The organism is Streptosporangium sp. NPDC023825, from assembly GCF_040639575.1.
GTDB lineage: Bacteria > Actinomycetota > Actinomycetes > Streptosporangiales > Streptosporangiaceae > Streptosporangium.
Window position 1 is genome coordinate 80,604 of record NZ_JBFAAE010000006.1, and the last position, 23,675, is coordinate 104,278.

The 23,675-nt window shown below is 70.9% G+C and carries 25 protein-coding genes; 9 read left to right on the top strand and 16 right to left on the bottom strand.

Translation table 11 applies throughout. The features are described 5' to 3' along the window. Positions 1 to 151: 151 nt before the first annotated feature. Positions 152 to 1,474: an MFS transporter gene (locus tag AB0G15_RS07865; protein ID WP_362836467.1), complete on the bottom strand. Its 1,323-nt coding sequence runs from the start codon at positions 1,472 to 1,474 to the stop codon at positions 152 to 154. Positions 1,475 to 2,125: 651 nt separating this feature from the next. Between AB0G15_RS07865 and def the strand changes: the two genes are divergently transcribed. Both def and AB0G15_RS07875 read left to right on the top strand, forming a co-directional pair. Then, positions 2,126 to 2,602, top strand: coding sequence for a peptide deformylase (gene def / locus AB0G15_RS07870; RefSeq protein WP_362836469.1), 477 nt, complete (start codon positions 2,126 to 2,128; stop codon positions 2,600 to 2,602). 215 nt (positions 2,603 to 2,817) lie between these two features. Then, the gene (locus AB0G15_RS07875; protein ID WP_344903117.1) at positions 2,818 to 3,021 is read left to right on the top strand and encodes a cold-shock protein; all 204 of its coding nucleotides are present in this window, start codon (positions 2,818 to 2,820) and stop codon (positions 3,019 to 3,021) included. A 193-nt stretch (positions 3,022 to 3,214) separates the two neighbouring features. Here the strand turns inward: AB0G15_RS07875 and mshC are convergent, their stop codons facing one another. The 5 genes from mshC to AB0G15_RS07900 form a co-directional block, all read right to left on the bottom strand. Then, positions 3,215 to 4,438: a cysteine--1-D-myo-inosityl 2-amino-2-deoxy-alpha-D-glucopyranoside ligase gene (gene mshC, locus AB0G15_RS07880; RefSeq protein WP_362836471.1), complete on the bottom strand. Its 1,224-nt coding sequence runs from the start codon at positions 4,436 to 4,438 to the stop codon at positions 3,215 to 3,217. A gap of 91 nt (positions 4,439 to 4,529) precedes the next feature. After that, entirely contained in the window at positions 4,530 to 5,258 is a 729-nt protein-coding gene (locus AB0G15_RS07885; protein WP_362836473.1) for an NRDE family protein, read from the bottom strand. Positions 5,259 to 5,418: 160 nt separating this feature from the next. Next, the gene (locus AB0G15_RS07890; RefSeq protein ID WP_362836475.1) at positions 5,419 to 6,180 is read right to left on the bottom strand and encodes an SCO1664 family protein; all 762 of its coding nucleotides are present in this window, start codon (positions 6,178 to 6,180) and stop codon (positions 5,419 to 5,421) included. Then, positions 6,177 to 6,752, bottom strand: a complete 576-nt coding sequence (locus tag AB0G15_RS07895; protein ID WP_362836477.1) for a DUF3090 domain-containing protein — start codon at positions 6,750 to 6,752, stop codon at positions 6,177 to 6,179. The genes AB0G15_RS07890 and AB0G15_RS07895 overlap by 4 nt, the downstream gene beginning before the upstream one ends. A gap of 9 nt (positions 6,753 to 6,761) precedes the next feature. Continuing rightward, the gene (locus AB0G15_RS07900; RefSeq protein WP_362836479.1) at positions 6,762 to 7,463 is read right to left on the bottom strand and encodes a histidine phosphatase family protein; all 702 of its coding nucleotides are present in this window, start codon (positions 7,461 to 7,463) and stop codon (positions 6,762 to 6,764) included. Between the two features lie 65 nt (positions 7,464 to 7,528). On the opposite strand from AB0G15_RS07900, the gene AB0G15_RS07905 reads away from it, so the two are divergent. Further along, positions 7,529 to 8,473: an aldo/keto reductase gene (locus AB0G15_RS07905; protein ID WP_362685995.1), complete on the top strand. Its 945-nt coding sequence runs from the start codon at positions 7,529 to 7,531 to the stop codon at positions 8,471 to 8,473. A gap of 250 nt (positions 8,474 to 8,723) precedes the next feature. Beyond that, positions 8,724 to 9,743 carry a hypothetical protein gene (locus tag AB0G15_RS07910; protein ID WP_362836481.1) on the top strand — a complete coding sequence of 340 codons (1,020 nt, stop codon included), beginning with the start codon at positions 8,724 to 8,726 and terminating at the stop codon, positions 9,741 to 9,743. A gap of 150 nt (positions 9,744 to 9,893) precedes the next feature. Here AB0G15_RS07910 and fabI read toward each other — a convergent pair whose 3' ends face one another. Further along, positions 9,894 to 10,658: an enoyl-ACP reductase FabI gene (gene fabI, locus AB0G15_RS07915; RefSeq protein WP_362685989.1), complete on the bottom strand. Its 765-nt coding sequence runs from the start codon at positions 10,656 to 10,658 to the stop codon at positions 9,894 to 9,896. 1 nt (position 10,659) lies between these two features. Beyond that, a complete protein-coding gene (locus AB0G15_RS07920) occupies positions 10,660 to 11,364 on the bottom strand; it encodes a beta-ketoacyl-ACP reductase (RefSeq protein ID WP_362685986.1) in 705 nt (234 codons plus the stop codon). Between the two features lie 76 nt (positions 11,365 to 11,440). Between AB0G15_RS07920 and AB0G15_RS07925 the strand changes: the two genes are divergently transcribed. Continuing rightward, positions 11,441 to 12,940: a TldD/PmbA family protein gene (locus tag AB0G15_RS07925; protein ID WP_362836483.1), complete on the top strand. Its 1,500-nt coding sequence runs from the start codon at positions 11,441 to 11,443 to the stop codon at positions 12,938 to 12,940. A 62-nt stretch (positions 12,941 to 13,002) separates the two neighbouring features. Continuing rightward, complete coding sequence (locus AB0G15_RS07930; protein ID WP_362836485.1) at positions 13,003 to 14,370, top strand: metallopeptidase TldD-related protein; 1,368 nt, start codon at positions 13,003 to 13,005, stop codon at positions 14,368 to 14,370. Positions 14,371 to 14,663: 293 nt separating this feature from the next. On the opposite strand, the gene AB0G15_RS07935 is transcribed toward AB0G15_RS07930, so the two are convergent. After that, the gene (locus AB0G15_RS07935; RefSeq protein ID WP_362836487.1) at positions 14,664 to 15,302 is read right to left on the bottom strand and encodes an HD domain-containing protein; all 639 of its coding nucleotides are present in this window, start codon (positions 15,300 to 15,302) and stop codon (positions 14,664 to 14,666) included. 207 nt (positions 15,303 to 15,509) lie between these two features. Between AB0G15_RS07935 and AB0G15_RS07940 the strand changes: the two genes are divergently transcribed. Further along, positions 15,510 to 15,641 carry a hypothetical protein gene (locus tag AB0G15_RS07940; RefSeq protein WP_362836489.1) on the top strand — a complete coding sequence of 44 codons (132 nt, stop codon included), beginning with the start codon at positions 15,510 to 15,512 and terminating at the stop codon, positions 15,639 to 15,641. A gap of 47 nt (positions 15,642 to 15,688) precedes the next feature. Here the strand turns inward: AB0G15_RS07940 and AB0G15_RS07945 are convergent, their stop codons facing one another. Together AB0G15_RS07945 and AB0G15_RS07950 are read right to left on the bottom strand one after the other, a co-directional pair. Further along, positions 15,689 to 16,852 carry a linear amide C-N hydrolase gene (locus tag AB0G15_RS07945; RefSeq protein ID WP_362836491.1) on the bottom strand — a complete coding sequence of 388 codons (1,164 nt, stop codon included), beginning with the start codon at positions 16,850 to 16,852 and terminating at the stop codon, positions 15,689 to 15,691. 38 nt (positions 16,853 to 16,890) lie between these two features. Continuing rightward, the gene (locus AB0G15_RS07950; RefSeq protein WP_362836493.1) at positions 16,891 to 17,103 is read right to left on the bottom strand and encodes a dodecin; all 213 of its coding nucleotides are present in this window, start codon (positions 17,101 to 17,103) and stop codon (positions 16,891 to 16,893) included. 111 nt (positions 17,104 to 17,214) lie between these two features. On the opposite strand from AB0G15_RS07950, the gene AB0G15_RS07955 reads away from it, so the two are divergent. Continuing rightward, on the top strand, positions 17,215 to 17,490 hold the full coding sequence (locus tag AB0G15_RS07955) for a DUF3099 domain-containing protein (protein ID WP_362836495.1): 276 nt from the start codon (positions 17,215 to 17,217) through the stop codon (positions 17,488 to 17,490). A gap of 196 nt (positions 17,491 to 17,686) precedes the next feature. Here the strand turns inward: AB0G15_RS07955 and AB0G15_RS07960 are convergent, their stop codons facing one another. The 3 genes from AB0G15_RS07960 to moaA are packed head-to-tail and all read right to left on the bottom strand — an operon-like array spanning position 17,687 to position 19,695. Further along, entirely contained in the window at positions 17,687 to 17,944 is a 258-nt protein-coding gene (locus AB0G15_RS07960) for a DUF6457 domain-containing protein (protein ID WP_362836497.1), read from the bottom strand. Further along, positions 17,941 to 18,675 carry an NTP transferase domain-containing protein gene (locus AB0G15_RS07965; RefSeq protein WP_362836499.1) on the bottom strand — a complete coding sequence of 245 codons (735 nt, stop codon included), beginning with the start codon at positions 18,673 to 18,675 and terminating at the stop codon, positions 17,941 to 17,943. The genes AB0G15_RS07960 and AB0G15_RS07965 overlap by 4 nt, the downstream gene beginning before the upstream one ends. A gap of 30 nt (positions 18,676 to 18,705) precedes the next feature. Further along, a complete protein-coding gene (moaA, locus tag AB0G15_RS07970; protein WP_362836501.1) occupies positions 18,706 to 19,695 on the bottom strand; it encodes a GTP 3',8-cyclase MoaA in 990 nt (329 codons plus the stop codon). A 311-nt stretch (positions 19,696 to 20,006) separates the two neighbouring features. Here moaA and AB0G15_RS07975 point away from each other — a divergent pair, with 311 nt between their 5' ends. Beyond that, complete coding sequence (locus tag AB0G15_RS07975) at positions 20,007 to 21,197, top strand: RtcB family protein (protein ID WP_362836503.1); 1,191 nt, start codon at positions 20,007 to 20,009, stop codon at positions 21,195 to 21,197. Between the two features lie 71 nt (positions 21,198 to 21,268). On the opposite strand, the gene AB0G15_RS07980 is transcribed toward AB0G15_RS07975, so the two are convergent. Both AB0G15_RS07980 and AB0G15_RS07985 read right to left on the bottom strand, forming a co-directional pair. Further along, positions 21,269 to 22,636 carry an ATP-binding protein gene (locus AB0G15_RS07980; RefSeq protein ID WP_362836505.1) on the bottom strand — a complete coding sequence of 456 codons (1,368 nt, stop codon included), beginning with the start codon at positions 22,634 to 22,636 and terminating at the stop codon, positions 21,269 to 21,271. Beyond that, the gene (locus AB0G15_RS07985; RefSeq protein ID WP_362836507.1) at positions 22,633 to 23,637 is read right to left on the bottom strand and encodes a HAMP domain-containing sensor histidine kinase; all 1,005 of its coding nucleotides are present in this window, start codon (positions 23,635 to 23,637) and stop codon (positions 22,633 to 22,635) included. Before AB0G15_RS07985 ends, AB0G15_RS07980 begins: the two co-directional genes overlap by 4 nt. Between the last annotated feature and the right edge of the window lie 38 nt (positions 23,638 to 23,675).

Here is a 23,675-nt window from a genome sequence, read left to right on the forward strand (position 1 = left end):
GCTTTCAGGCGGTTTCACCGCGAGGTCTCCCCTGTTACCGATGTGCTACAAGCCGCTAACCGCGTTCACATTCACGATGAGGCGGATGTGATCTGTCCGTCGGCCGGGCCGGTGCCGCATGTGAGCCGGACGGGCACCCGGCAGGCCGGGGTCACACGCGCGCCGCCGCCAGGCTCGGCACGGATCCCGCGGTCCGCAGGTAACAGGCCCAGGTGATGGCCGCGCACACCAGGTAGAAAACGGCGAAGGAGGCCAGCGCGGCGCCCGCTCCCCCGGTCGCGGCGATGGAGCTGCCGAATCCACGGTTGATGAAGAACCCGCCGAAGGCGCCGATCGCGGAGATGATCCCGATCGCGGCGGAGGCGTCCCGCTTCCCGACGGCCACGGCGGCCTCGTGGGCGTCCGTACCGGGGGCGACGCCCGCCACGGCCTTCGCCCGGAAGATCGCCGGGATCATCCGGTAGGTGGAGCCGTTGCCGATGCCGGTGGTGGCGACCAGGAGCATGTAGGCGCAGAAGAACAGCGCGAAGGCGTGCTGGGACAGTCCCTGCCAGACCAGCGCCGCCGCGCCCGCCATCGCGGCGAAGTTGACGAGCGTCACCCGCGCCCCGCCGAGCCGGTCCGACAGCCACCCCCCGACCGGGCGGATCAGCGAGCCGAGCAGCGGGCCGATGAAGGCCAGCCCCACCAGGGAGGCCTGCTCGGGGAACTGGCTCTTGATGAGCAGCGGGAACGCGGTGGCGTAGCCGATGAAGGAGCCGAAGGTGCCGATGTACAGGACCGACATGATCCAGGTCTGGGCCCGGCCGGCGACCTTCAGCTGGTCGGCGGGACTGGCCTTGGCGGAGGTCAGGTTGTCCATGAAGAAGTAGGCGCCGATCGCGGCGGCCAGGATGAACGGGATCCAGAACAGCCCGGCGGCGGCCAGGCCGAACGCCCCGATCACCAGGGGCATGACGAGCTGGACGGAGCTGACCCCGATGTTGCCGCCCGCCGCGTTGAGCCCGAGCGCCGACCCCTGCCTGTCCTGGGGGTAGAAGTAGGTGATGTTGGCCATGCTGGAGGCGAAGTTGCCGCCGCCCAGGCCCGCCGTGGCCGCGATGACCAGGAACACCCAGTAGGGGGTGGCCGGGTTTCCGACCGCGATGGCCAGCAGCACCGCGGGCACGAGCAGGAGCAGGGCGCTGACCACGGTGAAGTTCCGGCCGCCGAATCTGGCCGGGGCGAAGGTGTACGGGATGCGCAGCGCCGAGCCGATCAGGTTGGGCAGGGCGACGATCCAGAAGAGCTGGTCGGTGGAGAACTCGTAGGAGCCGAGTTGCACGGTCACGATGCTCCACACGGTCCACAGCGTGAATCCGAGGTGTTCGGCGAAGATGGAGAAGATCAGGTTCCTGCGGGCCACCTTCCTGCCGTGCCCCTGCCAGAAGGCGGGGTCGTCGGGCCGCCAGTCGCTGATCCAGGGCTTGGCCATCTTTCCTCCTGCGGTTTCGGGCTGCTTCGATCCCGAAATCTAAGAGGACGGCATTACGCACATTTACTATCTGTGATGGTGCGCCGGTTACGTGTGACTAACCGCGGAAATACGCAATGCACACGTCGCACAGCGGCAACATTCCGGAAACACGAGGGGTTGGAAGCAGTTGATGGTTGAGCGTATATCAGGACGTGTGAGTGATCATGAAAGGGTGGGTTAAGGCGCAGGGTGTCCACCCGATCACCGCTTACCGGTGGTTATCGGGAAGGCGCTCTGCCCGTGCCCGCTCGTAAGGTCGAACGGCTGATCCTGGTCGCAGACGTCGATCCCCGCGCCTCGCACGGCGCAACCACCGTGCCCTGGGGCGGGACCTCAATGCCGCGCTCAATCTGGCCGCGCTCGCGGCCGACGTCGCCCGGAGTCGCGGGGAGACGCAAAACGCCCGTGGAGGAGTGGTAGGACCCGGTACCCGTTCCGGGCGCGCACCGGCGAAACGGGAACCCCGGAAACGGGGAACGCTCCGGCGCAAGCCGGAAGCCGCCTGAGAGCGCGCTTACCACAGCACACTCGCAAACAACGGTAACGGTTGAGTCAGCGCGACAATGGGAATCGTCTCCGGTGCCCATTCGTTCGCTTCGGGGAGTGCGCGTGGCCGTCCAGCCGATCCGTCTGTTCACCGATCCCGTGCTTCGCACGGTGTCCGAGCCGGTGACCACCTTCGACCGCGCGCTGCGCGTCCTGGTCAAATCGCTCCAGGCCACGATGCGGGCCGGGAGGGACCGCGCGGGACTGGCCGCGCCGCAGATCGGCGTCCCCTTGAGGGTCGTCGTCTACGAGCTGGACGGCAGGTCCGGCCACCTGGTCAACCCGCGCCTGGAGCTGTCCGAACGGAAGATCGTGGCCGACGAGGCCTGCCTGTCCGCGCCCGGCCGCTGGTGGCCGCTGGAACGCTCCTACATGGTCACCGCCCGTGGTCGCGACATGTTCGGCAAGCCCGTCACCGTCCGCGCCCTGGGCATGCTCGCCCGCGTCCTGCAGCACGAGGCCGACCACCTCGACGGCACCCTCTTCGTCGACCATCTCCCCGAGGAGGATCGCGAGCGATTCCTCGCCTCGATTTCGTGACTTGCGCATCGCGGTGACATCGGATACCATCGTCTGGTTGCAGTCGTAGTTCTCAGCTTAGCCTTATCATCTCAAGTGCTTATGAGAAGTCCGCCGACAGCGGACGTTACACAGTTTCTCCGGATGGTTTCCGCGGGTGCATGGTAGGGTCCGCAACGCAGCCCCGTGCCGCCGACCTGGTGGTTCGGTGAGGCTCCCAATGAGGAGAAGTAGTTTTGTCTGAGGGCACCGTTAAGTGGTTCAACGCCGAAAAGGGCTTCGGATTCATCGCACCGGATGACGGCACCGCCGATGTCTTCGTGCACTACTCGGCTATCAACTCCGGCGGCTACCGCAGCCTGGAGGAGAACCAGCGTGTCAGCTTCGTCACCACGCAGGGCCAGAAGGGCCCGCAGGCCGACCAGGTTCAGGTCATCTGACCTGGTTTGACCTCAAAGGCTTCAGGCTGAGCCCGCACCGCGCAAGCGGTGCGGGCTCCGTCGTTTCCGGGGCCGTTTCGTCGTTTCCAGGGTCGTTTCCCGGCCCCGCCGGTGGCACCCCCGGAGCCGGGCGCCGCCGCGCTCCGGGGAGCGGCACCGCCCGGATCCCGGGGCCCTGGAGATCCCCGGGCCCCTAGAGCGCGACCCCGAGCAGCGCGTCCACGGTCTCCCTGACGAGGACCGGCGCGTCCGGGTCGCTGCCCCCCTCGGACAGGGCTCGCTCGGCCCAGTCGTCGACGACCGCGAGGGCACCGGGGGCGTCCAGGTCGTCGGCCATCCGGGCGCGCACCCTTTCGAGCACGACACCGGCGTCGGGGCCGGTCTGCAGCCCCGCCGCCGAACGCCAGCGCGCCAGCCGTACCTCCGCCGAGCCCAGCTGCTCGGAGGTCCACTCCCAGTCGGAGCGGTAGTGGTGCGCCAGCAGGGCGAGCCGGATGGCCATCGGGTCGGTCTCCTTGCGCAGGCGGGAGACGAAGACCAGGTTGCCCTTCGACTTGGACATCTTCTCGCCGTCCAGGGCGACCATGCCCGCGTGCACGTAGGCCCTCGCGAAGGGCCACTCCCCGCACGCCACGTGGCCCTCGTGGGCGCCGCACTCGTGGTGGGGGAAGATCAGGTCGGAGCCCCCGCCCGCGACGTCGAAACCGCTGGACAGCTTCGCCAGGGCGATGGCGGTGCACTCGATGTGCCAGCCGGGCCGGCCCTGGCCGAACGGCGAGGGCCAGGACGGCTCCCCCGGGCGCTCCGCGCGCCAGAGCAGCCAGTCGAGCGGATGCTTCTTGCCCGGCCGGTCCGGATCTCCCCCGCGCTCGCCGAACAGGGCGAGCATGCGCTCCTCCGGGTAACCGGAGACGGCCCCGAACTTGGGGGCCGCGGCCACGTCGAAGTAGACGTCGCCGTCGAGGACGTAGGTGGCGCCCTTGTCGCGCAGCGACACGATCAGGTCGGCGACCTGGTCGATCGCCTCGGTCACGGCGACGTAGTCACGCGGTGGCAGGATGCGCAGCGCCTCCATGTCGGTCCGGAACAGCTCGATCTCACGCTCGGCCAGCTCGCGCCAGTCGACGCCGGTCTGCCCGGCACGTTCCAGCAGGGGGTCGTCGACGTCCGTGGCGTTCTGGGTGAAGTGCACCTCGTGACCGGCGTCGCGCCAGGCCCGGTTGACCAGGTCGAAGGCGAGGTAGGTGTTGGCGTGGCCCAGATGGGTGGCGTCGTAGGGCGTGATGCCGCAGACGTACATCCGCGCCGTACGGCCCGGGCTGGTGGGGCCGACCTCTCGCGCGGCGGTGTCGAACAGCCGCAGCGGGGCACCGGCACCGGGAAGCCGAGGAACCTTCGGCTCAGACCACGATCTCATAAAATGAAGCCTATCCAGCGGTTAGACCACCCCGGTCGGCTCGGGATGGTGGATGTACGGGCACTCACCTCAACTCCGGGAGGCGGCCGGATCATTCCGGGCGGACCTCCCGGAAGGCGCCCGGATCACGGGGGTCGGCGGTGAAGTCGTAGCGGACACCGCCGGGCGCCAGGGCCAGCAGGGTGACGGAACCCGAGGCGAAGGTCCGCCCGTCGGGCAGCTCGTGCTGGACGATCATCGTCCGGGGGTCCTCGGAGGGAATCCCCGCCCCGGTGGCGAGCTCCCGCCACTCCTGCCAGGGGCCGTCGAGCTCCGTGGGACGGCCCGCCTTGGCGAACAGGGGGCGGAAGAACGCCACCCGCTCGTTCTCCGTACCGCGCTCCCAGCCACTGTTGACGATCATGTGGGTTCCCGGGGGAAGGTCGTCCCGCTCCAGGGTGATCCCGTCCCAGTGCCACAGGCGGGCTCCGGCGGGATCGGCCCGTAGCAGGTGGAAGGGGTCGTAGTGCCCAAGATCGCCTTCCACGGGGCCGCCTCCGGCCGCCGCCAGGAGCGGCAGGTCGCCCCGCGAGCGGCGGCCCTCCTCGGGGGCGAGCACGCCGAGCCCGTTGAGGAGGGCTCCGACCCGCCTGGCCCCGGGATCGACGGCGAGCCAGGTGCCGCCCGCCTGAAGGTCACGCCCGCCGATCAGGCCGGGCCCGCTCTCCGGCCAGTGCGCGGCCGGCGGAACCCAGGGGCGGCCGACGAACTCGTCGCGCACCCCGACCACGATCAGGGGGATCTCGGCGCTCGGATCGATGCTGACGACAACCGTGCACATGCCCGGAGGCTACGCCCCCACGGGAGGCGGGCGCGGACCGGGGCCCTCCGCCGGAAGGAAGACCGAGGTCACGGAAGCCACCGCGAGGACACCCCGGCTCGCCGGTCCCGCTCCCGCGGGACGCCCGGTGACCGGGGCGGGAGACCCCCGCGCGAGGGCCTCAGATCGGCGGCCAGGGGATGGCGGGCCAGTCCTTGGAGGGAAGGGGGTGCAGACCGGTGTCGAGCAGCCTGCGGACCCGCGACCAGGTGGCCTCGACCTCGTGGAGGGTGAGGAGCTCGCGGAGGCGGCGGCCGAGGCGGCCCCGCTCCAGGTCGGCCTCGAGGCGGGTCAGGACGTTCATGGCCTCGCGGGACAGCGGCTTGCCGCGCCACTGCCACAGCACGGTGCGGAGCTTGTCCTCGGCCGAGAAGGAGACCCCGTGGTCGACGCCGTAGACGTGACCGTCGGCGAGCGGCAGCAGGTGACCGCCCTTGCGGTCGGCGTTGTTGACGATGGCGTCGAAGACGGCCATCCGCCGCAGCGAGGGCTGGCGGCTGCGGATCAGCACCATCAGGTCGGTGTCGGGGTCGGTGTCGATCCACAGCTGGCACATTCCCGGCCCGAAGGGGCCGTCGCGGTAGACGGTGGGCGGCACGATCCGCCAGCCGATCGCCGCGGAGACCTCGTAGGCGGCGACCTCGCGGGCCGCCAGGGTGCCGTCGGGGAAGTCCCACAGGGGGCGTTCGCCCCGTACCGGCTTGTACACGCAGGCCGCCGCGAGCCCGCCGAGCCGGACCGAGCAGTAGAGCGTCATGTTGGTCGCCTCGACCAGGCGGCCCGCCACGTCCAGTTGGCCGTCACGGAGCAGACGCGTCGCGGTCTCGTCGTCCAGCCCCGCGGCCGGCGCCGCACTCAGCGTCGGCTCGCTCTCAGCACTCATTCGCCTCCTCCAGCAGATGAAGCGCTACTACCCCGGTAACCGTTGAGCCGCACACAAATATGCCCCTCGGGATCGAGAGGCTGGGCGCAGAGCGGGCAGGGCGGGCGGCCGGCCGCGACGAGCGCCATGGCCCGCTTGGTGAAGGCCCTCGCGGCGCCGGCACTGATGTGCACGCGCAGCACCGTGGGCTCGACGAGCGGGGACGGCTCGAACTCCTCGTCCTCGGGGACGGCCTCCTTGGCCTCGATGACCACCTGCGCGGCCTCGGGGTCCCAGGCCAGGGCCATGACGCCGACGCGGAAGTCCTCGCTGATCGGCACGTCGAGGGGGGCGTTGTCCGCCAGCGCGGCCGGGGCGACGGCGGGCACGGGAACGTTGCCCTCACCGCGTCGCAACACCTCGTCGAGCAGTTCGTCGAGGCGGTCGGCCAGCGCCGCGACCTGGAACTTCTCCAGGGCCACGGTGGTCAGCCTGCCCTGGCCCCGCGCCTGCAGGAAGAAGGTTCGTGATCCCGGTTGCCCCACGGCACCGGCCACGAACCTCTCGGGTGGATCGTAGTCGAAGACCGGCATAGCCCGACCTTACGTGGTTCCGGATCCGCCGCCGACTGCGGCATCGCTCCCGGTGGGATTTTCTCCCCCGTCCTCGCCCTCCGAACCCTCCCTGAGGCGCAATCCGGCCACATCTCCGCCCAGGTCGTTGAGCCTGAGCACGAAGGGGCGCAAGGGGGTGTAGCGAATGGCGGTGAGCGACGCCGGATCAGCCGTTATCCGCTGGAACTGGTCCAGGTGGAGTCCCATGGCGTCGGCCACGATGGCCTTGATCACGTCTCCGTGGCTGCAGACGAGATAGACCGCCTTCGGGCCCAGGCGCTCGTTCCACTCCCTGACGGCCGTCACGGCGCGGTGCTGCACGGCGGACAGGGACTCTCCCCCGGGGAACGTCACCGCGCTCGGATGGGCCTGCACGACCGGCCAGAGAGGGTCCTTGGCGAGCTCGGCGATCGGGCGGCCCGTCCAGTCGCCGTAGCGGCACTCGCCGAAGCGCTCGTCGGTCAGCACCTCCGCCCCCTGCCGTCCCGCGGCGACCGCCTGCGCGGTCTCCTGGCAGCGTTCCAGCGGGCTGGAGACGATCGCGTCGAGTTCCAGGGTGGTCAGCCGCGCGGCGAGCGCCTCCGCCTGGGCCCGTCCCGCGTCACTGAGGTGCACATCCGGGGTCCAGCCCGCGAGGACCGGACCGGTGAGGTGGGTAAGGCCGTGTCTGGCCAGCAACAAGGTCGTCACGCGGGCAAGTCTTGCAGCCTTCACTCCACTACTTTTAAGTGGCCGGGCGGTAACCTGGCCGGATCATGGAGCAGCGCTATGTGGGCCGGAGCGGCCTGTCGGTGTCCCGCCTGGGACTGGGGACGATGACATGGGGACGTGACACCGGCGCCGAGGAGGCCGCGGCGCAGCTCCGCACGTTCGCCGAGGCCGGCGGCACGCTCATCGACACCGCCGACGTCTACACCGGCGGCGACGCCGAACGGCTGCTCGGGCGGCTGCTGCGCGACTCCGTGCCGCGTTCGGAGCTGGTGCTGTCCACCAAGGCCGTGCTCACCCCCGCCGGGCGCAGGCCCCGCGACGCCTCCAGGAAACACCTGGTCGCCGCGATCGACGCCTCCCTGACCCGCCTGGGCGTCAACGAGGTCGACCTGTGGCAGCTGCACGCCTTCGACCCCGACGTTCCGCTGGAGGAGACCCTGGCCGCCGTGGACGCCATCGTGTCCTCGGGGCGGGCCGCGTACGCCGGGGTGTGCGACTACGCGGGCTGGCAGCTGGCGACCGCCGCCGTGGGGCAGCGGGCGGTCCCCGGCAGGGTGCCGATCGTCGCGGCCCAGGTCGAGTACTCGCTCCTGGCCAGGGAGGCCGAGCGCGAGCTGATCCCGGCCGCCGAGCACGTCGGCGCGGGGGTGCTCGCCTGGTCGCCGCTCGGGCGTGGCGTCCTGACCGGGAAGTACCGGACGGGCATCCCCGCGGACTCCCGGGCCGCGACCCCGCACTTCGCCGACTTCGTCACCCCCTACCTCGACGAGCGGTGCCGCCGGGTCGTGGAGTCGGTGACGACCGCCGCCGAGGGGCTCGGCGTCTCACCGCTGTCGGTGGCCCTGTCGTGGGTACGCGACCAGCCGGGGGTGTCCTCCGCCATCGTCGGCGCCCGCACCCACGCGCAGCTGTCCGGGGTGCTCCAGGCCGAGGACCTGACGTTGCCCGTGGAGATCAGGGAGGCGCTCGACGACGTGTCCGCGGACTGAGAGGCGGTGCCGGAGAGGCTCCGGCGCGAACGGCCTCCCGGGAACACCTCCCGGGAAAAGGAACGGCGCTCCAGGAGAACGAACGAGAAACCGAACGAGAATTCGTCTCGCGTATCACTAGTCGATACCAAATGACAACTTTCCATGGAAAAAACGGGCCTCCCTACAAAACTGTCAAACAGGTGGCAGGGGGACACCTGGATGTCGGCGAGATTCACGGCCGATGTCCGGCCCGGGGCGAAGGAGACGAGTGCGAACTGCGATGGCGGCAGGCGTTCTGGCGCTGGCGCTGGGGGGTGGGGTCCCGACGGTCGCCGTCGCGTCCGCGGGCGCCGCACGGGCGAGTGCCGTCGCGGGACTGGACGACTGCGATCACGGAGGGCTGCTGGGCACCGTGACGGGCCGGGTCTGCCAGGCCGTGGACGGCGTCGTGCACGGCCTCACGGAGGGCGTCTCCCCGCCCGCCCCCTCGTCGGCGCCCTCCGCCGGAGGCGCCGAGGACAACCCCGGGAACGGCAGAGGGAACAACCCCGGGAACGGCACAGGAAACGGCAGAGGGAACAACGCCGAGACGCCCGCCGGCGTCCAGGAGGCGCCCGCCGAGGCGGAGAGCCCGGCACCGGCCCCCTCCTCCGCCAAGACCTCGTCGGGCAACAGGCCGTCCACCGCGAAGGAGGAGGAGAGCTCCTCCGGCGGCACGCAGGCGTCCCGGACTCAGGCCCCCGCCGACGCCTGCGGGGCCACGGCCTCCGCCAAGTGCGCGAACTCGCCGGTGGCCCCCCTCGCCGAGGAGCCGCAGGAGCCCGCCGTCTCCGAGACTCCCCGGCCCAGGGCGTCGCCGAGCCCCAGCCCGTCGCCGACCCCCTCGGCGAGCCCCTCGGGGGACCGGGACGCCGCTCCGGCCAGGAAGAGACCGATTCCGGTGCCGACGGACCGGCCGCCGTTTCCCCAGACGCCGCTCCCGGACACCAGGACGCTCACGACCGAGGTGGGTGAGCCTGCGGCTCCCAGGCCGTCGCCCGTGGTCGACGCCGAGGCGCCCCGGGTGGAGTTGCTGTGGCCCGCCCCGCTGATGCAGGAGCTCCAGCGGCAGATGCGGGACGGGCAGCCGGTGACCCCCAGCCGGTCGTCCGACACGGCGAGCACCGTGCTCACCACGGCGGTGCTCGTCTCGGCCATCCTCGCGGTCCGCCTGCTGTACAGCAGGCGGAGGGTCAGGGAGTCGATACCGTTCGAGCCGGCTCCGCCGGGGCACCACCGGGTGGCCTGACCGCACCGGCCCGGCCCGCGTTCCCCGGCCCGGCCGATCCGCGGTCGCCACGGCCTCGCCGCCACCGCGGTACGGCATCGGCCACGGTCTCGCCGCCGCCTCGGTACGGCACCGGCCCGGCCGATCACCACCCGCCGGGCCGGAGACCGCTCAGGCTCCGATGGCGTGGACGCCGCCGTCGACGTGGACGATCTCACCGGTCGTGGCGGGGAACCAGTCGGACAGCAGGGCGACACACGCCTTGGCCGCGGGGATCGGGTCGTTGATGTCCCAGCCGATCGGGGCCTTGGCGGGCCAGCTCTCCTCGAACTCGACGAAGCCGGGAATGCTCCTGGCGGCCATGGTCCTGATCGGGCCCGCGGCGACGAGGTTGACCCGGATGCCGTGCTTGCCGAGATCGCGGGCCAGGTAACGGGAGCAGGACTCCAGGCCGGCCTTGGCCACGCCCATCCAGTCGTACACCGGCCAGGCCTTCGTGGCGTCGAAGTCGAGGCCGACGATCGCGCCGCCCTCCTTCATGAGCGGGAGCGCGGCCACCGCGAGCGACTTGAACGAGTACGTGGAGACCTGGACGGCGGTCGCCACGTCCTCCCACGAGGTGTTCAGGAAGTTGCCGCCCAGGGCGGTCTGCGGCGCGAAGCCGATGGCGTGCACCACCCCGTCCAGACCGCCGAGGTGCTCGCCGACCCGGTCGGCCAGGGAGTCGAGGTGCTCGGTGTTGGTCACGTCGAGCTCCAGCACGGGGGGCGGCTCCGGCAGGCGCTTGGCGATGCGCTCGACCAGGCTGAGCCGGCCGAATCCGGTGAGCACGATCTGCGCGCCCTCCTCCTGGGCCAGCTTGGCCACCGAGAAGGCGATGGAGGCGTCGGTGAGCACCCCGGTCACGAGGAGCCGCTTGCCTTCGAGAATTCCCACGTCAGTGCCCCATTCCAAGGCCGCCGTCGACGGGGATGACGGCCCCCGTGATGTAGGCGGCGTCCTCGCCGGCCAGGAACCTGACCACGCGCGCGATCTCCTCCGGGGCGGCGTAGCGGCCCAGCGGGATGTTCTTCCGGATCTGCTCCTGGTAGGCCGCGTCCAGCTCGGCCGTCATCTCGGTCTCCACGAAGCCGGGGGCGACCACGTTGACGGTGATGTTGCGCGAGCCCAGCTCCCTGGCGGCCGACCGGGCGAAGCCGATCATGCCGGCCTTGGAGGCGGCGTAGTTGCTCTGCCCGGCCGAGCCGAGCATGGCGACCACCGAGGAGATCAGCACGATGCGCCCGCGCTTGAGCCGCAGCATGCCGCGGGTGGCCCGCTTGGCGACCCGGTAGGCGCCGGTCAGGTTGGCGTCGATGACGTCGGTGAAGGTCTCCTCCTTCATCATCGGCAGCAGCGTGTCCCTGGTGATGCCCGCGTTGGCGACCAGCACCTCGACCGGGCCGAACTCGGCCTCGACCTTCGCGAAGGCGGCGTCCACATCGGCCGTGCTGGTGACGTCGCAGCGCACGCCGAACAGGCCCTCGGGGGGCTGGCCGGAACGGTAGGTGACGGCGACGTCGTCGCCTGCCTGAGCGAGTTCGCGGGCGATCGCGAGGCCGATGCCGCGATTGCCGCCGGTTACGAGAACAGATCGAGCCATGGTCAGACGGTATCGGCTACCGGAGGGTAACCACCTTGTCCGGGAGGGACAAGATCACAGGGCTAGGATCGTTGACATGCGCCAGATCGACTCCGACTTCCTCGCCCTGCCTCTGCGCCGGCTGGCGGACGCGGCCCTGCAGCGCGCCCGGGACCTGGGTGCCGAGCACGCCGACTTCCGGCTGGAGCGCATCCGCGGGGAGACCCTGCGCCTCTCCGACGCCGCGCTGGAAGGTTCCATCGACGCCGACACCCTCGGTTACGCCGTACGGGTCGTCAAGGACGGCACCTGGGGTTTCGCCGCGGGCATCGAGCTCACCCCCGAGGCGGCCGTCAGGGTCGCCGAGCAGGCGGTGGAGGTGGCGGTCGTCTCCGCGGCGGTCAACCGCGAGCCCGTCGAGCTGGCCCCCGAGGCGGTGCACTCCGACGTCACCTGGATCTCCTCCTACGAGGTCGACCCGTTCGAGGTGCCGATGCGCGACAAGGCGGCGCTGCTCGCCGACTGGTCGGGCGGCCTGCTGAGGGATCCCGGGGTGGACCACGTCCAGGCGTCGCTGATGCAGGTCAAGGAGCAGAAGTTCTACGCCGACACGGCCGGGACCGTCACCACCCAGCAGCGGGTGCGCGTCCATCCCCGGCTGAACGCGACGAGGGTGCTGGACGGCCGCTTCGACTCGATGCGGACGCTCGCCCCGCCCGTCGGCCGGGGGTACGAATACCTCACCGGTACCGGCTGGGACTTCCCCAAGGAGCTGGCGCGCATCCCCGAGCTGCTGGAGGAGAAGCTCCGGGCCCCCTCCGTCGAGGCGGGGCTGTACGACCTGGTGGTCGACCCGTCGAACCTGTGGCTGACGATCCACGAGTCGATCGGGCACGCCACCGAGCTCGACCGCGCCCTCGGCTACGAGGCCGCGTACGCCGGGACGAGTTTCGCCACCTTCGACCAGCTCGGCAAGCTGGTGTACGGCTCGCAGGCGATGAACGTGACCGGTGACCGCACCGTCGAGCACGGCCTGTCCACGATCGGCTACGACGACGAGGGGGTGGCGACCAGGGAGTTCGACATCGTCTCCGACGGCGTCCTGGTCGGCTACCAGCTCGACCGGCGGATGGCGCTGCTGAAGGGCCTGGGCGCCTCCAACGGCTGCGCCTTCGCCGACTCCCCCGGCCATACCCCGATCCAGCGGATGGCCAACGTGTCGCTGCGCCCGGCGCCCGACGGTCCCACCACCGAGGAGCTGATCTCCGGCGTCGACCGGGGCATCTACGTGGTCGGCGACAAGAGCTGGTCCATCGACATGCAGAGGTACAACTTCCAGTTCACCGGCGAGCGGTTCTATCTGATCGAGAACGGCAGGCTCACCGGGCAGCTGCGCGACGTCGCCTACCAGGCCACGACGACCGACTTCTGGCGGTCGATGGCGGCGGTCGGCGGACCGCAGACGTACGTGCTGGGCGGGGCGTTCAACTGCGGCAAGGGACAGCCGGGCCAGGTCGCGCCGGTCAGCCACGGCTGCCCGTCGGCGCTCTTCCGCGGGGTGCGCATCCTCAACACCGTCCAGGAGAGTGGCAGTTGAGCACGCGCGGCGAACGGGTGGAGGAAGGCGCCGGCCAGGCGGTCCGGCGGGAGAGGAACGGGATGACCCCCCAGGAAATGATCGAGAAGGTTCTCGAACTCTCCACGGCCGACGACAACGTCGTGATCGTGGACGAGACCTCGAGCGCCAACCTGCGCTTCGCGGGCAACACCCTCACCACCAACGGCGTGTCCCGTTCCGCGCAGCTGACCGTGATCTCCATCGTGGGCCGCGGCGTGGGCGTGGTGTCGCGGGCGGCGGTCCGCCCCGACCAGCTCGACGACGTCGTGGCCGCCGCCGACCACGCCGCCGAGGACGCGCGGCCGTCCGAGGACGCCCGGCCGCTGCTGGAGGGCACCCGCGCCGGCGACTGGGACGCCCCCGCGGGGACGACCTCGATCGGGGTGTTCGGCTCCTTCGCCCCCGCCCTGGGCGAGACCTTCGCCACGGCCGAGGCCGGCGGGCGCAGGCTGTACGGGTTCGCCGAGCACACCGTCACGACGACCTTCGTGGGCACCTCGACCGGCACCCGGCTGCGGCACACCCAGCCCACCGGCCGCCTGGAGCTGAACGCCAAGTCGCCCGACATGAGGCGCTCGGCGTGGACCGGCGTGTCCACCCGCGACTTCTCGGACGTCGACGTGGCGGCGCTGGACGCCTCGCTGGCCCGGCGCCTGGAGTGGGCGAGGAACCGCGTCGAGCTGCCCGCGGGCCGGTACGAGACGCTGCTGCCGCCGACGGCCGTGGCCGACCTGATGACGTACCTGTACTGGACGACCGGAGCGCGCGACGCCCTGGAGGGACGCACGGTCTTCTCCAGGCCCGGTGGCGGCACCCGCGTCGGCGACGTCCTGTCCGAGCTGCCGGTCCGCCTGTACGGCGACCCCTCGGCGCCGGGCGTCGAGTGCACGCCGTTCGTGGTGGCGCACACCTCCGGCAGGGAGAACTCGGTGTTCGACAACGGGCTGCCGCTGGAGCCCACCGACTGGATCTCCGGTGGCAGGCTGGCCAACCTGCTGCAGACCCGGCACTCGGCCGAGCTGACGGGCCTGCCGGTGACCCCGGCCGTCGACAACCTGATCATGCGGGGGCCCGAGGGCGGGCGGTCGCTGGAGGAGATGATCGCCTCCACCGAGCGCGGCCTGCTGCTCACCTGCCTGTGGTACATCCGCGAGGTCGACCCGCAGACGCTGCTGCTGACCGGGCTGACCCGCGACGGCGTCTACCTGGTGGAGAACGGCGAGGTCGTGGGCGAGGTGAACAACTTCCGCTTCAACGAGAGCCCGGTGGACCTGCTGCGCCGCCTCACCGAGATCGGCGCCTCCGAGCAGACCCTGCCGCGCGAGTGGAGCGACTACTTCAACCGCGCGATCATGCCCCCGATCCGGGTGCCCGACTTCAACATGTCGACGGTGAGCCAGGCCAGCTAGGGCCTGTACGGACCTCGGATCCTCGGATGGGCCGAAGGCTTCCGATCCACACGACGGCTCCCCGGTGCCGGACTCGCTCAGCGAGACCGGCACCGGGCCCATCCGATCCACGGGTGCCGGCGGTGGTCCCGCATCGCGCGGCTCCACGACCGGACCGCTCCGGCTGCGGTGGCCGGCCGGCTCCGCACGCCGCCGTGGCCGGGGTTCGTACTCGACGACGTACCCCGAGGCGCCGACGGCGGGGGTGGGCCGTCCGGCCCGGAGGCGCCGGGCGCCGGGCGTGTGCTGCCCGGTCAGCTCGGCCAGGGCGAGCCGACGATGCGCTCGACCGTCGTCGTGCGGCGGAAACCGGGGACGAAGTGCTCGAGCACGTCGGAGTTCACGGTGCCGTTCGTGGTTTCCGGGCGGTTCTTGAGCCCGTCGACGTAGGCTCGCAGAAACTCGATCTTGAAGTCCCCTCGCGGGTGGACGGCGAGGATTTCGCCCAGCTGATCGTGTTCCAGCCCGTCCAGGCCGAAGCCGAGCACGTCGGTCAGGACGCCAAGGTAGGTGGTCGCGATTTCCGGGGCCATCCGGTCGGGGATGCCCGGCGTGGTGTGCAGCGCGATCGCCGTCCAGACGGTCTCGGCGGCGGCCGTGGAGAAGCCCCGGTCCAGGAGGAACCTGCGCGCGTGGTCGGCGCCATCGACTTCGAAGCGCTGCTCGACGCCGGAGAAGGGGGTCAGGAGACCGGCGTCGTGGAACATGGCCGCCACGTAGAGCAGCTCCGGGTCCGGTTTCACGCCGAGCCTGTGAGCGTGGATCAGGCCGAAGAAGAAGACCCGCCGGGAGTGGTGGTAGATGAGAGGGCTGGTGGTCTCCCGGATGAGCCTGGTCGCCTCGGCGACCGCCGCTGTCTCAGGAATCTCCAACCCCGCGATGACTTCTGACATGACCTCTGACTTTTCAGGAAGCGTGTCGGATCTAGACCTTTTTGTCCGATCTCCATCCTGCTCGCCGATCGGCGGGCGGCGCCGCCCTCTCCCGGTCAGAAATCCCTTATATCTGGACAGGGCGAGATCGCAGCCGTGTGCTCCATCACGTGGCGCGACCGGATCCGGCGCGTGGCCCGCGGCTTCGCGCCGTCCGTCACAGCCGACATGTTCCAGAGTTTTGAGGACAACCGGGTGCACACCGGCATCGCCGCGCTGCACGCGCAGTTCCCGGAGGTGGGCCGGCACTCCAACCTCGACCGGGCACAGGTGCTCGCCCAGCAGCCCGGCCGGGCCTGAATCCCCTCGACGAGACGACGCCCTTGCCTGCGTCCGTGTCCGTCCGTTCAGCGCTGGACGAGCGGGATGGTGTGCACCGTCTCCCAGCGCTGCCCCGCCACCACGCGGGCGGTGGCGTCGGTGAGGTCGTAGACGACCGACCAGCGGGTGTGCGGCTGGGCCACCCGCCGGAGCAGGCCCATCGCGTCGCGCCAGTCCCGGGTGGCGGGCAGCCCCTCGGCGAGCGTGCGGTAGCGGTGGTCGGCCCGGCGCTGGGCGGCGGACGTGCCGGCCATGCCGAAGTTGGTGAGCATGCGGTCGTCGATGACGTTGAGCCTGCCTCCGGCGTACTCCACGACGGCCGACCTGCCCGCCGCGTCGGCGATGAGGTAGTGGATCTGCGGCCCGATCGTGAAGTCGACGTCGTAGCGGCGCATGATCGCCAATGCCTCGTCCACGGTCGCCGCCTGGTCGAGCATCATCCGGATGACGCGCACGCTGGTGATGTCGGGGCGGTCGGGAGAGCGGGCGGGCAGCCCGCCCTCGGGCGACGTGGCCATGCCGATCGCCAGGCCCTTCTCGTTGACCCCGTCGTAGGGGGCGAGCACCGCGTGGGCCATCCTGCGGCGGTCGGGCGCGGCGGACAGGTCCGGCGGGGTGGACCCTCCGATCAGGTGGAACAGGTCGACGACGGAGACCGAGGCGTAGCCGTCGGGCGGGTCGGCGTGCACGATCAGCGCCGGGTTGGGATCCCAGTCGAAGTTGCGGCCGAACAGCGGCCGGTCGCCGCCGAGGGCGAACAGGGAGCAGGCCCAGCCGTCGGCGCGCCCCGCCAGTTCCTCCTCCCCCAGGGGTGCCTCGACGTCGTACGACCCGTGGTAGGTCATCTCGTACAGCGGCAGGTCGTCGATCTTGCGGAGACTGTCTATCGTCCGCGCGACGTCGGCGGCGCCCTGGCGCAGCAGCGGTTCCTTGCGCGTTCGGGCTCGCGAGCCGGCGTCGGTGGCGGTGGCCCGCGGCGCGGTGGCCGTGGGAGCGGTGGTGGGCGTGGTTCGCGGGACGGCCCCGGTGGCGGCGGGCACGGGGGCGGGGGCGGACACGGCGGGCGCGCCGCCCGCCGGGGTGGCGCAGCCGGCCGGGAGGATCACCGCCGCGGCCAGCGCGGCCCGTGCCACCGCCCCCGCCGCCGCGCCGGGCGGCCTTCCCGCCCTCCGACCCCGGGTCTCCTTCATCCCCGTAGTCTGCGTCACCGGGCACCCGCCGTACAGGCTCAGTCGTCCTCCAGGCGGAATCCGATCTTCATGCCGACCTGGAAGTGGCCGATCTCCCCCTCCTCGATGTGTCCTCTGATCTCGGTCACCTCGAACCAGTCGAGATGGCGCAGGGTCCGGGAGGCGCGGCGGACCCCGTTGCGGACGGCGGCCTCGATACTCTCCCCCGAAGTGCCGACTATCTCGGTCACCCGATACGTTCGATCTGTCATCCCCTGCTTCTTCCCGGAAAGCCACGATTACATGACCGTTCGCACCCAGCCGATATGAGGCCTAGATTGGGAATCGTGAGGGGATGGCGCAGGCGCCCGGTGGTTCATCAGGTGACGGACGCCCAGCCTTCCCTGAGCGCCGACATCGGCAAGCGCGAGAAGAGCTACTTCATCAAGATGGGGATCCGGCTGATCTGCCTGGTCCTCGCCTTCACGGTGCCCGCTCCGATGCCCGTGCGGCTGTTACTCTTCGCCGGGGCGATCTTTTTACCATACGTTGCCGTGATCGGGGCCAACGCGCCACCGCGCGGGGTTCCGCATGTCCCTGACGTGGAAGATTCCGGACAAAGCGAGATTCCACGCCACCGACGCGAGATCGGGTCGTGACTAAGTCTTGACGCACCCCAAGGGTAGTAGGTGTACGCTTTAGCCAAGTGCCCTGGTCCCCCGTCGGGGCACTGTTGCCGGCGTTCCGGGCCCCCGTCGGAACGCCGATGAAGCGACGCCGGGTGGTTTGCCCCCGTAACCACCCGGCGTCGCCCTTTTCTCAGACTTTTACATTAAAGCGCCTCGGCTTTTGGCACTATTTGTCGCCCAGCGTCTCGGTCGTCGCCTGTTCCCAGTTGCGCGCCAGCGTGGTCAGCCTCTCCACGACGTCCGGCGGCGCCGTGCCCGCCCCCTGGGCCAGGCCGAGCAGGTAGGCCGTCAGCGGCGCGGCCGGCCTGGCCACCCCGTGCGCGACCTCCTTGGTCAGGTCCAGCACCTCGTCGCGGTCCATCGCCGCGGGATCGATGCCCAGCTCCCGGCAGACCAGCGCGGTCCACTCCGTCAGCACGTTCACATCTCGCTCCTTGTCCGCGGTCGCGCCCGTCCCGCGCCGTCACCGCTCTCGCGGCCCTCGCCGGAACCCACGCCTCCGCCGTCGGAGCCCGGCTCCACCGTCCGGGCCCGCTGTAGGTCGTCCATGGTGTCGCAATCGAACCACGGCTGCCCGGCGAGATGAAGCGTGACCGGGGCGAGCGGGGCGAGCAGCCCGTGCAGCGAGCGCCCCTCGTAGCGGGCGAGCGCCCGCGCCAGGCTCCGCGCGTGCCACACGCCGGCGAGCCACTGCTCGCGCCCGCCGTCGTCGAGGAGCACCGCCCCCGCCCGGGACCCGCCGGCCTGCGCGGCGCGCGTCCCGGCCCCGCCCGGAGAGGGCCCCGTTCCCGCGTACGGCGCCGTGTCCCGCCCGTCCCCCGCCCCGGCGGCGTCCAGCAGCGCGTTCACGTGTGCGGCGGTCAGGAACGGGAGATCGGCGGCGAGCAGCGCCACCCACGGCGCGGTCACCTCGGCCAGGCCCGCCCGCAGCGCCGGGACGGGGCCGCCTCCTGGCGGGTCCTCACGCCGGAAGATCGCACGCGGCAGCCCGGGGCGGGGCGGCCCGACGACGATCAGCCGTGCCGCGCCGGGCGCGGCGGCGGCCACCGACTCGACCAGCGGGCGGCCGGAGACGTGCAGGCCGGGCTTGTCCCGCCCGCCGAGCCTTCGCGCGAGACCGCCCGCCAGGATGCAGGCGTCGTGGCGGGCGGTCATCGGACACCTCCGGGTCTCCGGGCGGGGACGTCAGCCGCCGATGGCGGACATCGGGCGGGACGGCTGCAGGAAGGTCGGGTCGTCGATGCCGTGACCGGCCTTCTTGATCCGGACCGCGGATCGCCAGCGCTCGGCGATCTCGTCGTCGTCGGCGCCCGCGCGCATCGCGGCCCTCAGGTCGGACTCGTCGGTGGCGAACAGGCAGTTGCGGATCTGGCCGTCGGCGGTGAGCCGTACCCGGTCGCACGCGCCGCAGAACGGCCGGGTGACCGAGCCGATGACCCCCACCCTGGCCGGTCCGCCCTCGACGAGGAACAGCTCGGCCGGGGCGCTGCCGCGCTCCGCCGAGTCGGCGTCGACCAGGTCGAAGTCGGCCTTGAGCATGGCGAGGATCTCGTCAGCCGTGATCATGTTCTCCCGGCGCCAGCCGTGCTGGGCGTCCAGCGGCATCTGCTCGATGAACCGGAGCTCGTAGCCCCGCTCCAGGCAGTAGCGGAGCAGCGGCACGGCCTCGTGGTCGTTGATCCCGCGCATCAGCACCGTGTTGACCTTGACCGGGCGCAGTCCGGCGGCGTCGGCCGCCTCCAGCCCGGCGAGGACGTCGGCCAGGCGGTCGCGGTGGGCGAGCCTCTTGAAGGTCTCGCGATCGAGGGTGTCGAGGGAGACGTTGACCCGGTGCAGACCGGCTGCGGCCAGGGCGTCCGCCATCCGGCTCAGCCCGATCCCGTTGGTGGTCAGCGAGACCTGCGGGACGGGGTCGAGCGCGGTGGTGCGGGTCACGATGTCGACGAGCTCGCGGCGCAGCAGGGGCTCGCCGCCGGTGTAGCGGACCTCGGTGATGCCGAGCCGCTCCACCCCGATGGTGACCAGCCGGACGATCTCGTCGGCGGTCAGCAGCTCGGGTTTCGGCAACCATTCGAGGCCCTCGGGCGGCATGCAGTAGGAGCAGCGCAGGTTGCAGCGATCGGTGAGGGACACCCGCAGATCAGTCGCCACGCGACCGAACGAGTCCTGCAGCACGGAACGCCACCTCCCAGTCGATCACCTGTTGGGACAGGGGGCCAGCCTACGGCCAGCCCCCCGCCCGGCCCTAAAGCAGGCCCTTAACGTTTCAACATCACCACGAGATGGTTGATTCCTGATGCGATGACCTCGTACGTCCCGGCCTGATCGGCCTGCCCTTTGACACGGACCGGTTGCCGCAGATGGGCGACGGTCCCGGCCAGGCCGGCCCGCGTCGCCACGACCGGCCGGATGTCCTCGTACCCGCGGCATGCCGAGCGGTCACGACCCACGGCGCCCGATAAAATGAGTGGGATCTCATGTGGAACGTGGGCAAACTGGATCTCGCAACCAAGGAGATCATGATGCCGAACCAGCCCGCACCGAACCTGGTGTCGTGGGCCAGCGAGATCGACGAGGGTACGATCACGCAGGCCGCGCGCGCCGCCCGCCTGCCGTTCGTCTCCGGACACGTCGCCCTCATGCCCGACGCGCACATCGGCATCGGCGCGACGGTCGGATCGGTGATCCCGACCGAAGGGGCGATCATCCCGGCCGCCGTCGGCGTCGACATCGGCTGCGGCATGGTCGCGACCGAGACCACGCTCACCGCCGCCGACCTCCCGGACACCCTTTCGGCCCTGATGCCGCTGGTCGAGAGGCGGATTCCGGCCGGCGTCGGCAAGGGCCACGACGACCCGTCCACGGACCGCGCGCTCGGCGACCTCGGCCGCCCGCACACCGCCCTGACCCCTCACCAGGAGAAGAAGGTGTCGCTGCAGTTCGGCACCCTCGGATCCGGCAACCACTTCGTCGAGGTCTGCCTCGACGAGCGTGACCGGGTCTGGACGGTGCTGCACTCGGGCTCGCGCGGCATCGGCAACCTGCTCGCCACCAAGCACATCGTCGACGCCAAGAAGATGATGAAGAGGCAGGCGATCGGCCTGGAGGACCCGGACCTGGCCTACCTGGTGCAGAACACTCCGGAGTTCACCGCCTACATCGAGGACATGCTGTGGTCGCAGGCCTACGCCATGGCCTCGCGCGCCCGGATGGACAAGGTGCTGAGCAACGCCCTGTTCCGGGTCGTCGGCAAGGGGCAGCGGCTCCGGACGATCAACTGTCACCACAACTTCACCCAGCAGGAGACGCACGACGGCAAGGATCTGTGGATCACCCGCAAGGGGGCCATCAAGGCCGACACGGGCGACGAGGGCGTGATCCCGGGCTCGATGGGCACGCGCTCGTACATCGTGCGCGGGCTCGGCAACCCGATGTCGTACAACTCCTGCTCCCACGGAGCCGGCCGCAGGATGTCGCGCACCCGGGCGAAGCGGGAGCTGACCGCCGCGTCCCTCACCGAGGCGATGCGCGGCCGCACCTGGAACGCGGACCGCGCCGCCGCCCTGGTGGACGAGCACCCGCAGGCCTACAAGCCGATCGACCAGGTGATGGCGGACCAGAAGGACCTGGTCGCGGTCCAGCACACGCTGCGCCAGGTGTTCAACTACAAGGGCTGAGCCCGCGCCCCGTCGCCCCGGCGCCTCGGCGTCCACGCCTGCCCGGGGCCGTCGACGGCCCCGGGCAGGCGTTACGGGGACAACGGGAGACGGACGACGAAGCGCGTGCCCTGGGCGCTGTCCCGGATGGTGAGCGTGCCGCCGTGGCTCTCGGCGATCTGCCGGGCGATGGGGAGACCGAGTCCGACGCCTCCCGCGTTTCCGCTCCGGGCGGTGTCCAGCCGGGTGAACCGCTGGGACACCGTCTCTCGCCGCTCGGCGACGACTCCCGCGCCGTCGTCGAGCACCTCCAGTTCCGCGGCGTTCTCCGGGAATCGTGGGCCGCCGTCCGCGCGCCGTACGGTGATCGTGACCGTGGAGGAGGCGTGTCGCTGGGCATTCCAGATCAGATTGCTGATCAACTGGCCCAGCCGCGACCGGTCACCGCTGACCGTCACGCCCGTTGCCAGGTGCCGGACGATCTCCCTGCCCATCTTGTGGCTCCTCAGCTCCGTGGTGACGAGTTCGGCAAGATCCACGGTTTGCCGCTCATCCGGTACGCCCGCGTTCAGGCGGGTGAGCGTCAGCAGGTCGGCGGCGATCGACTGGAGCCGTTCCACGCTCGGGAGTACGGCGTCGCACAACTCGGCCGTGTCGACCTCCTGCGGCGCCAGAAGGGCGACCTCCATCTGGACGCGGATGGCGGTGATCGGGCTGCGCAGCTCGTGGGAGGCGTCGGAGCAGAACCGGCGCTGCTGCTCCAGCACGTCCTCCAGCCGGTCAAGTATCTGGTTGACGCTGCAGGCCAGCCGGTGGATCTCGTCCCTGGCCGTGGGGATCGGGACCCGGCGGCCCAGATCGGTGCTCTGGATGTGGTCGAGCTGGGCCCGGATGGCCTCCACTGGTTTCAGCGAGCGGGTGACGGTGTGCCGCGCCCCGCAGGCCACCGCGATCGTGAAGACGACCGTTCCCGCGGCCAGCAGGGCCGTCACCCACGGATAGACGGCGAACGGCGGCATCGGCGCGGCACTGTAAACGGTCCAGTCGCCGTTGCGGAACACCTGCTGCGCGACGACGATGTGGCAACGGCCTGACGCGAAGACGGAGTGGCAGATGACCGCGCTGGCCACCCGGTGCGGGGACTTCGGGGTGAAACGCGCCATGGCCGGCTGGTTCCGCAGGTCTCTGGTCGCCGCGACCACCCTTCCTTGAGGATCGACCACCTGGACGGGGCGGATCAGGTTCTGCGAGATGGGCGGAAGCGGATCGACGAGTTTTCCACGGTCGACGTAGTAGGCGGTCACCTCCCCGACAGCGCTCACCTCCTTGGCGAGTTCGCCGGTGGCCGTCCTGTTGATGACGAACAACAGGACGGTGGAGAACACGATGCAGAGCGAACCCACCACCACGCCGGTGAACAGCGCCAGGCGGCCTCTGATCGTGCGGCGTTCAAACCTCACGACGACCCCCGTTCACGGGACGGGACCCGGGGCAGCCGAAGGACGAAACACGCACCGCCGGTGGTGCTCTCCTCGACGTCCAGGGTTCCGTGATGCGCGTGGGCGATGTCACGGGCGATGGCGAGGCCGAGGCCGGTGCCGTTGCGGTCGAGCCGGCGGGCGTCGTCCAGCCGGGTGAGACGGTGGAACACGCGCTCCCTGTCGCCGGGCGCGATTCCCGGCCCGTCGTCGCTGACCGCGAGCTCGACCACGGCGTGGGTGGCGTGCACATCGACGCACACCTGGTGCGCGCAGTGCCTCTGGGCGTTGTCCAGCAGGTTGGCGAGCAGCCGGCCGAGCTGGGTGGGCACCGCGCTGACGACGCCGCCGGGCGCGAGGTGGAGCCGCACCGGACGCCGATCCGACCGTTGGGAGATCTCGGTCCGGACGAGTGCCGCGAGATCCAGCCGCTGTTGTTCGGCGGCCGCGCCGGTCCCCACGCGGGCCAGGAACAGCAGGTCGTCGGTGATCGCCTGGAGCCGCTCCACCTGGCCCAGCATCGTCTCGACCAGGTCAGGCAGCCGAACCCCGCCGAGATCCTGTTGCGCCTCCTCCAGCTGCGCGCGCAGCCCGGCGATGGGAGTACGCAGCTCGTGGGAGACGTCCGAGGCGAACCGCCGATGGGAGATCTCCAACGACTGCAGCTCTTCCTTGCCCTCGTCCAGGCGCTGCAGCGCATTGTTGATCGTCCGGCACAGACGGGCCATCTCCCGCGCGTTGGCCGGTTCGGAGATGCGGGTGTGCAGGTCGCCGAAGCCGATCACTGCGAGTTCGGAACGCGCCACGTCCACCGGGCGCAACACCCGGCCGGTCACCTTCCAGGTGGCACACGTGGCCAGGGAGATCAGCGCGAGAGCCTCGATCACCAGGATCAGGTGACGGGAGTCCGACGACGGGAAACCCGCGGCCCGCGGCCCGGTGGCGTAGACCGGCGAGGCGACCGGATGGTGGCCGTGTGCCACGGTCCGGGTCCGGCCGGGGCCGGTGTCATGCGACCGCA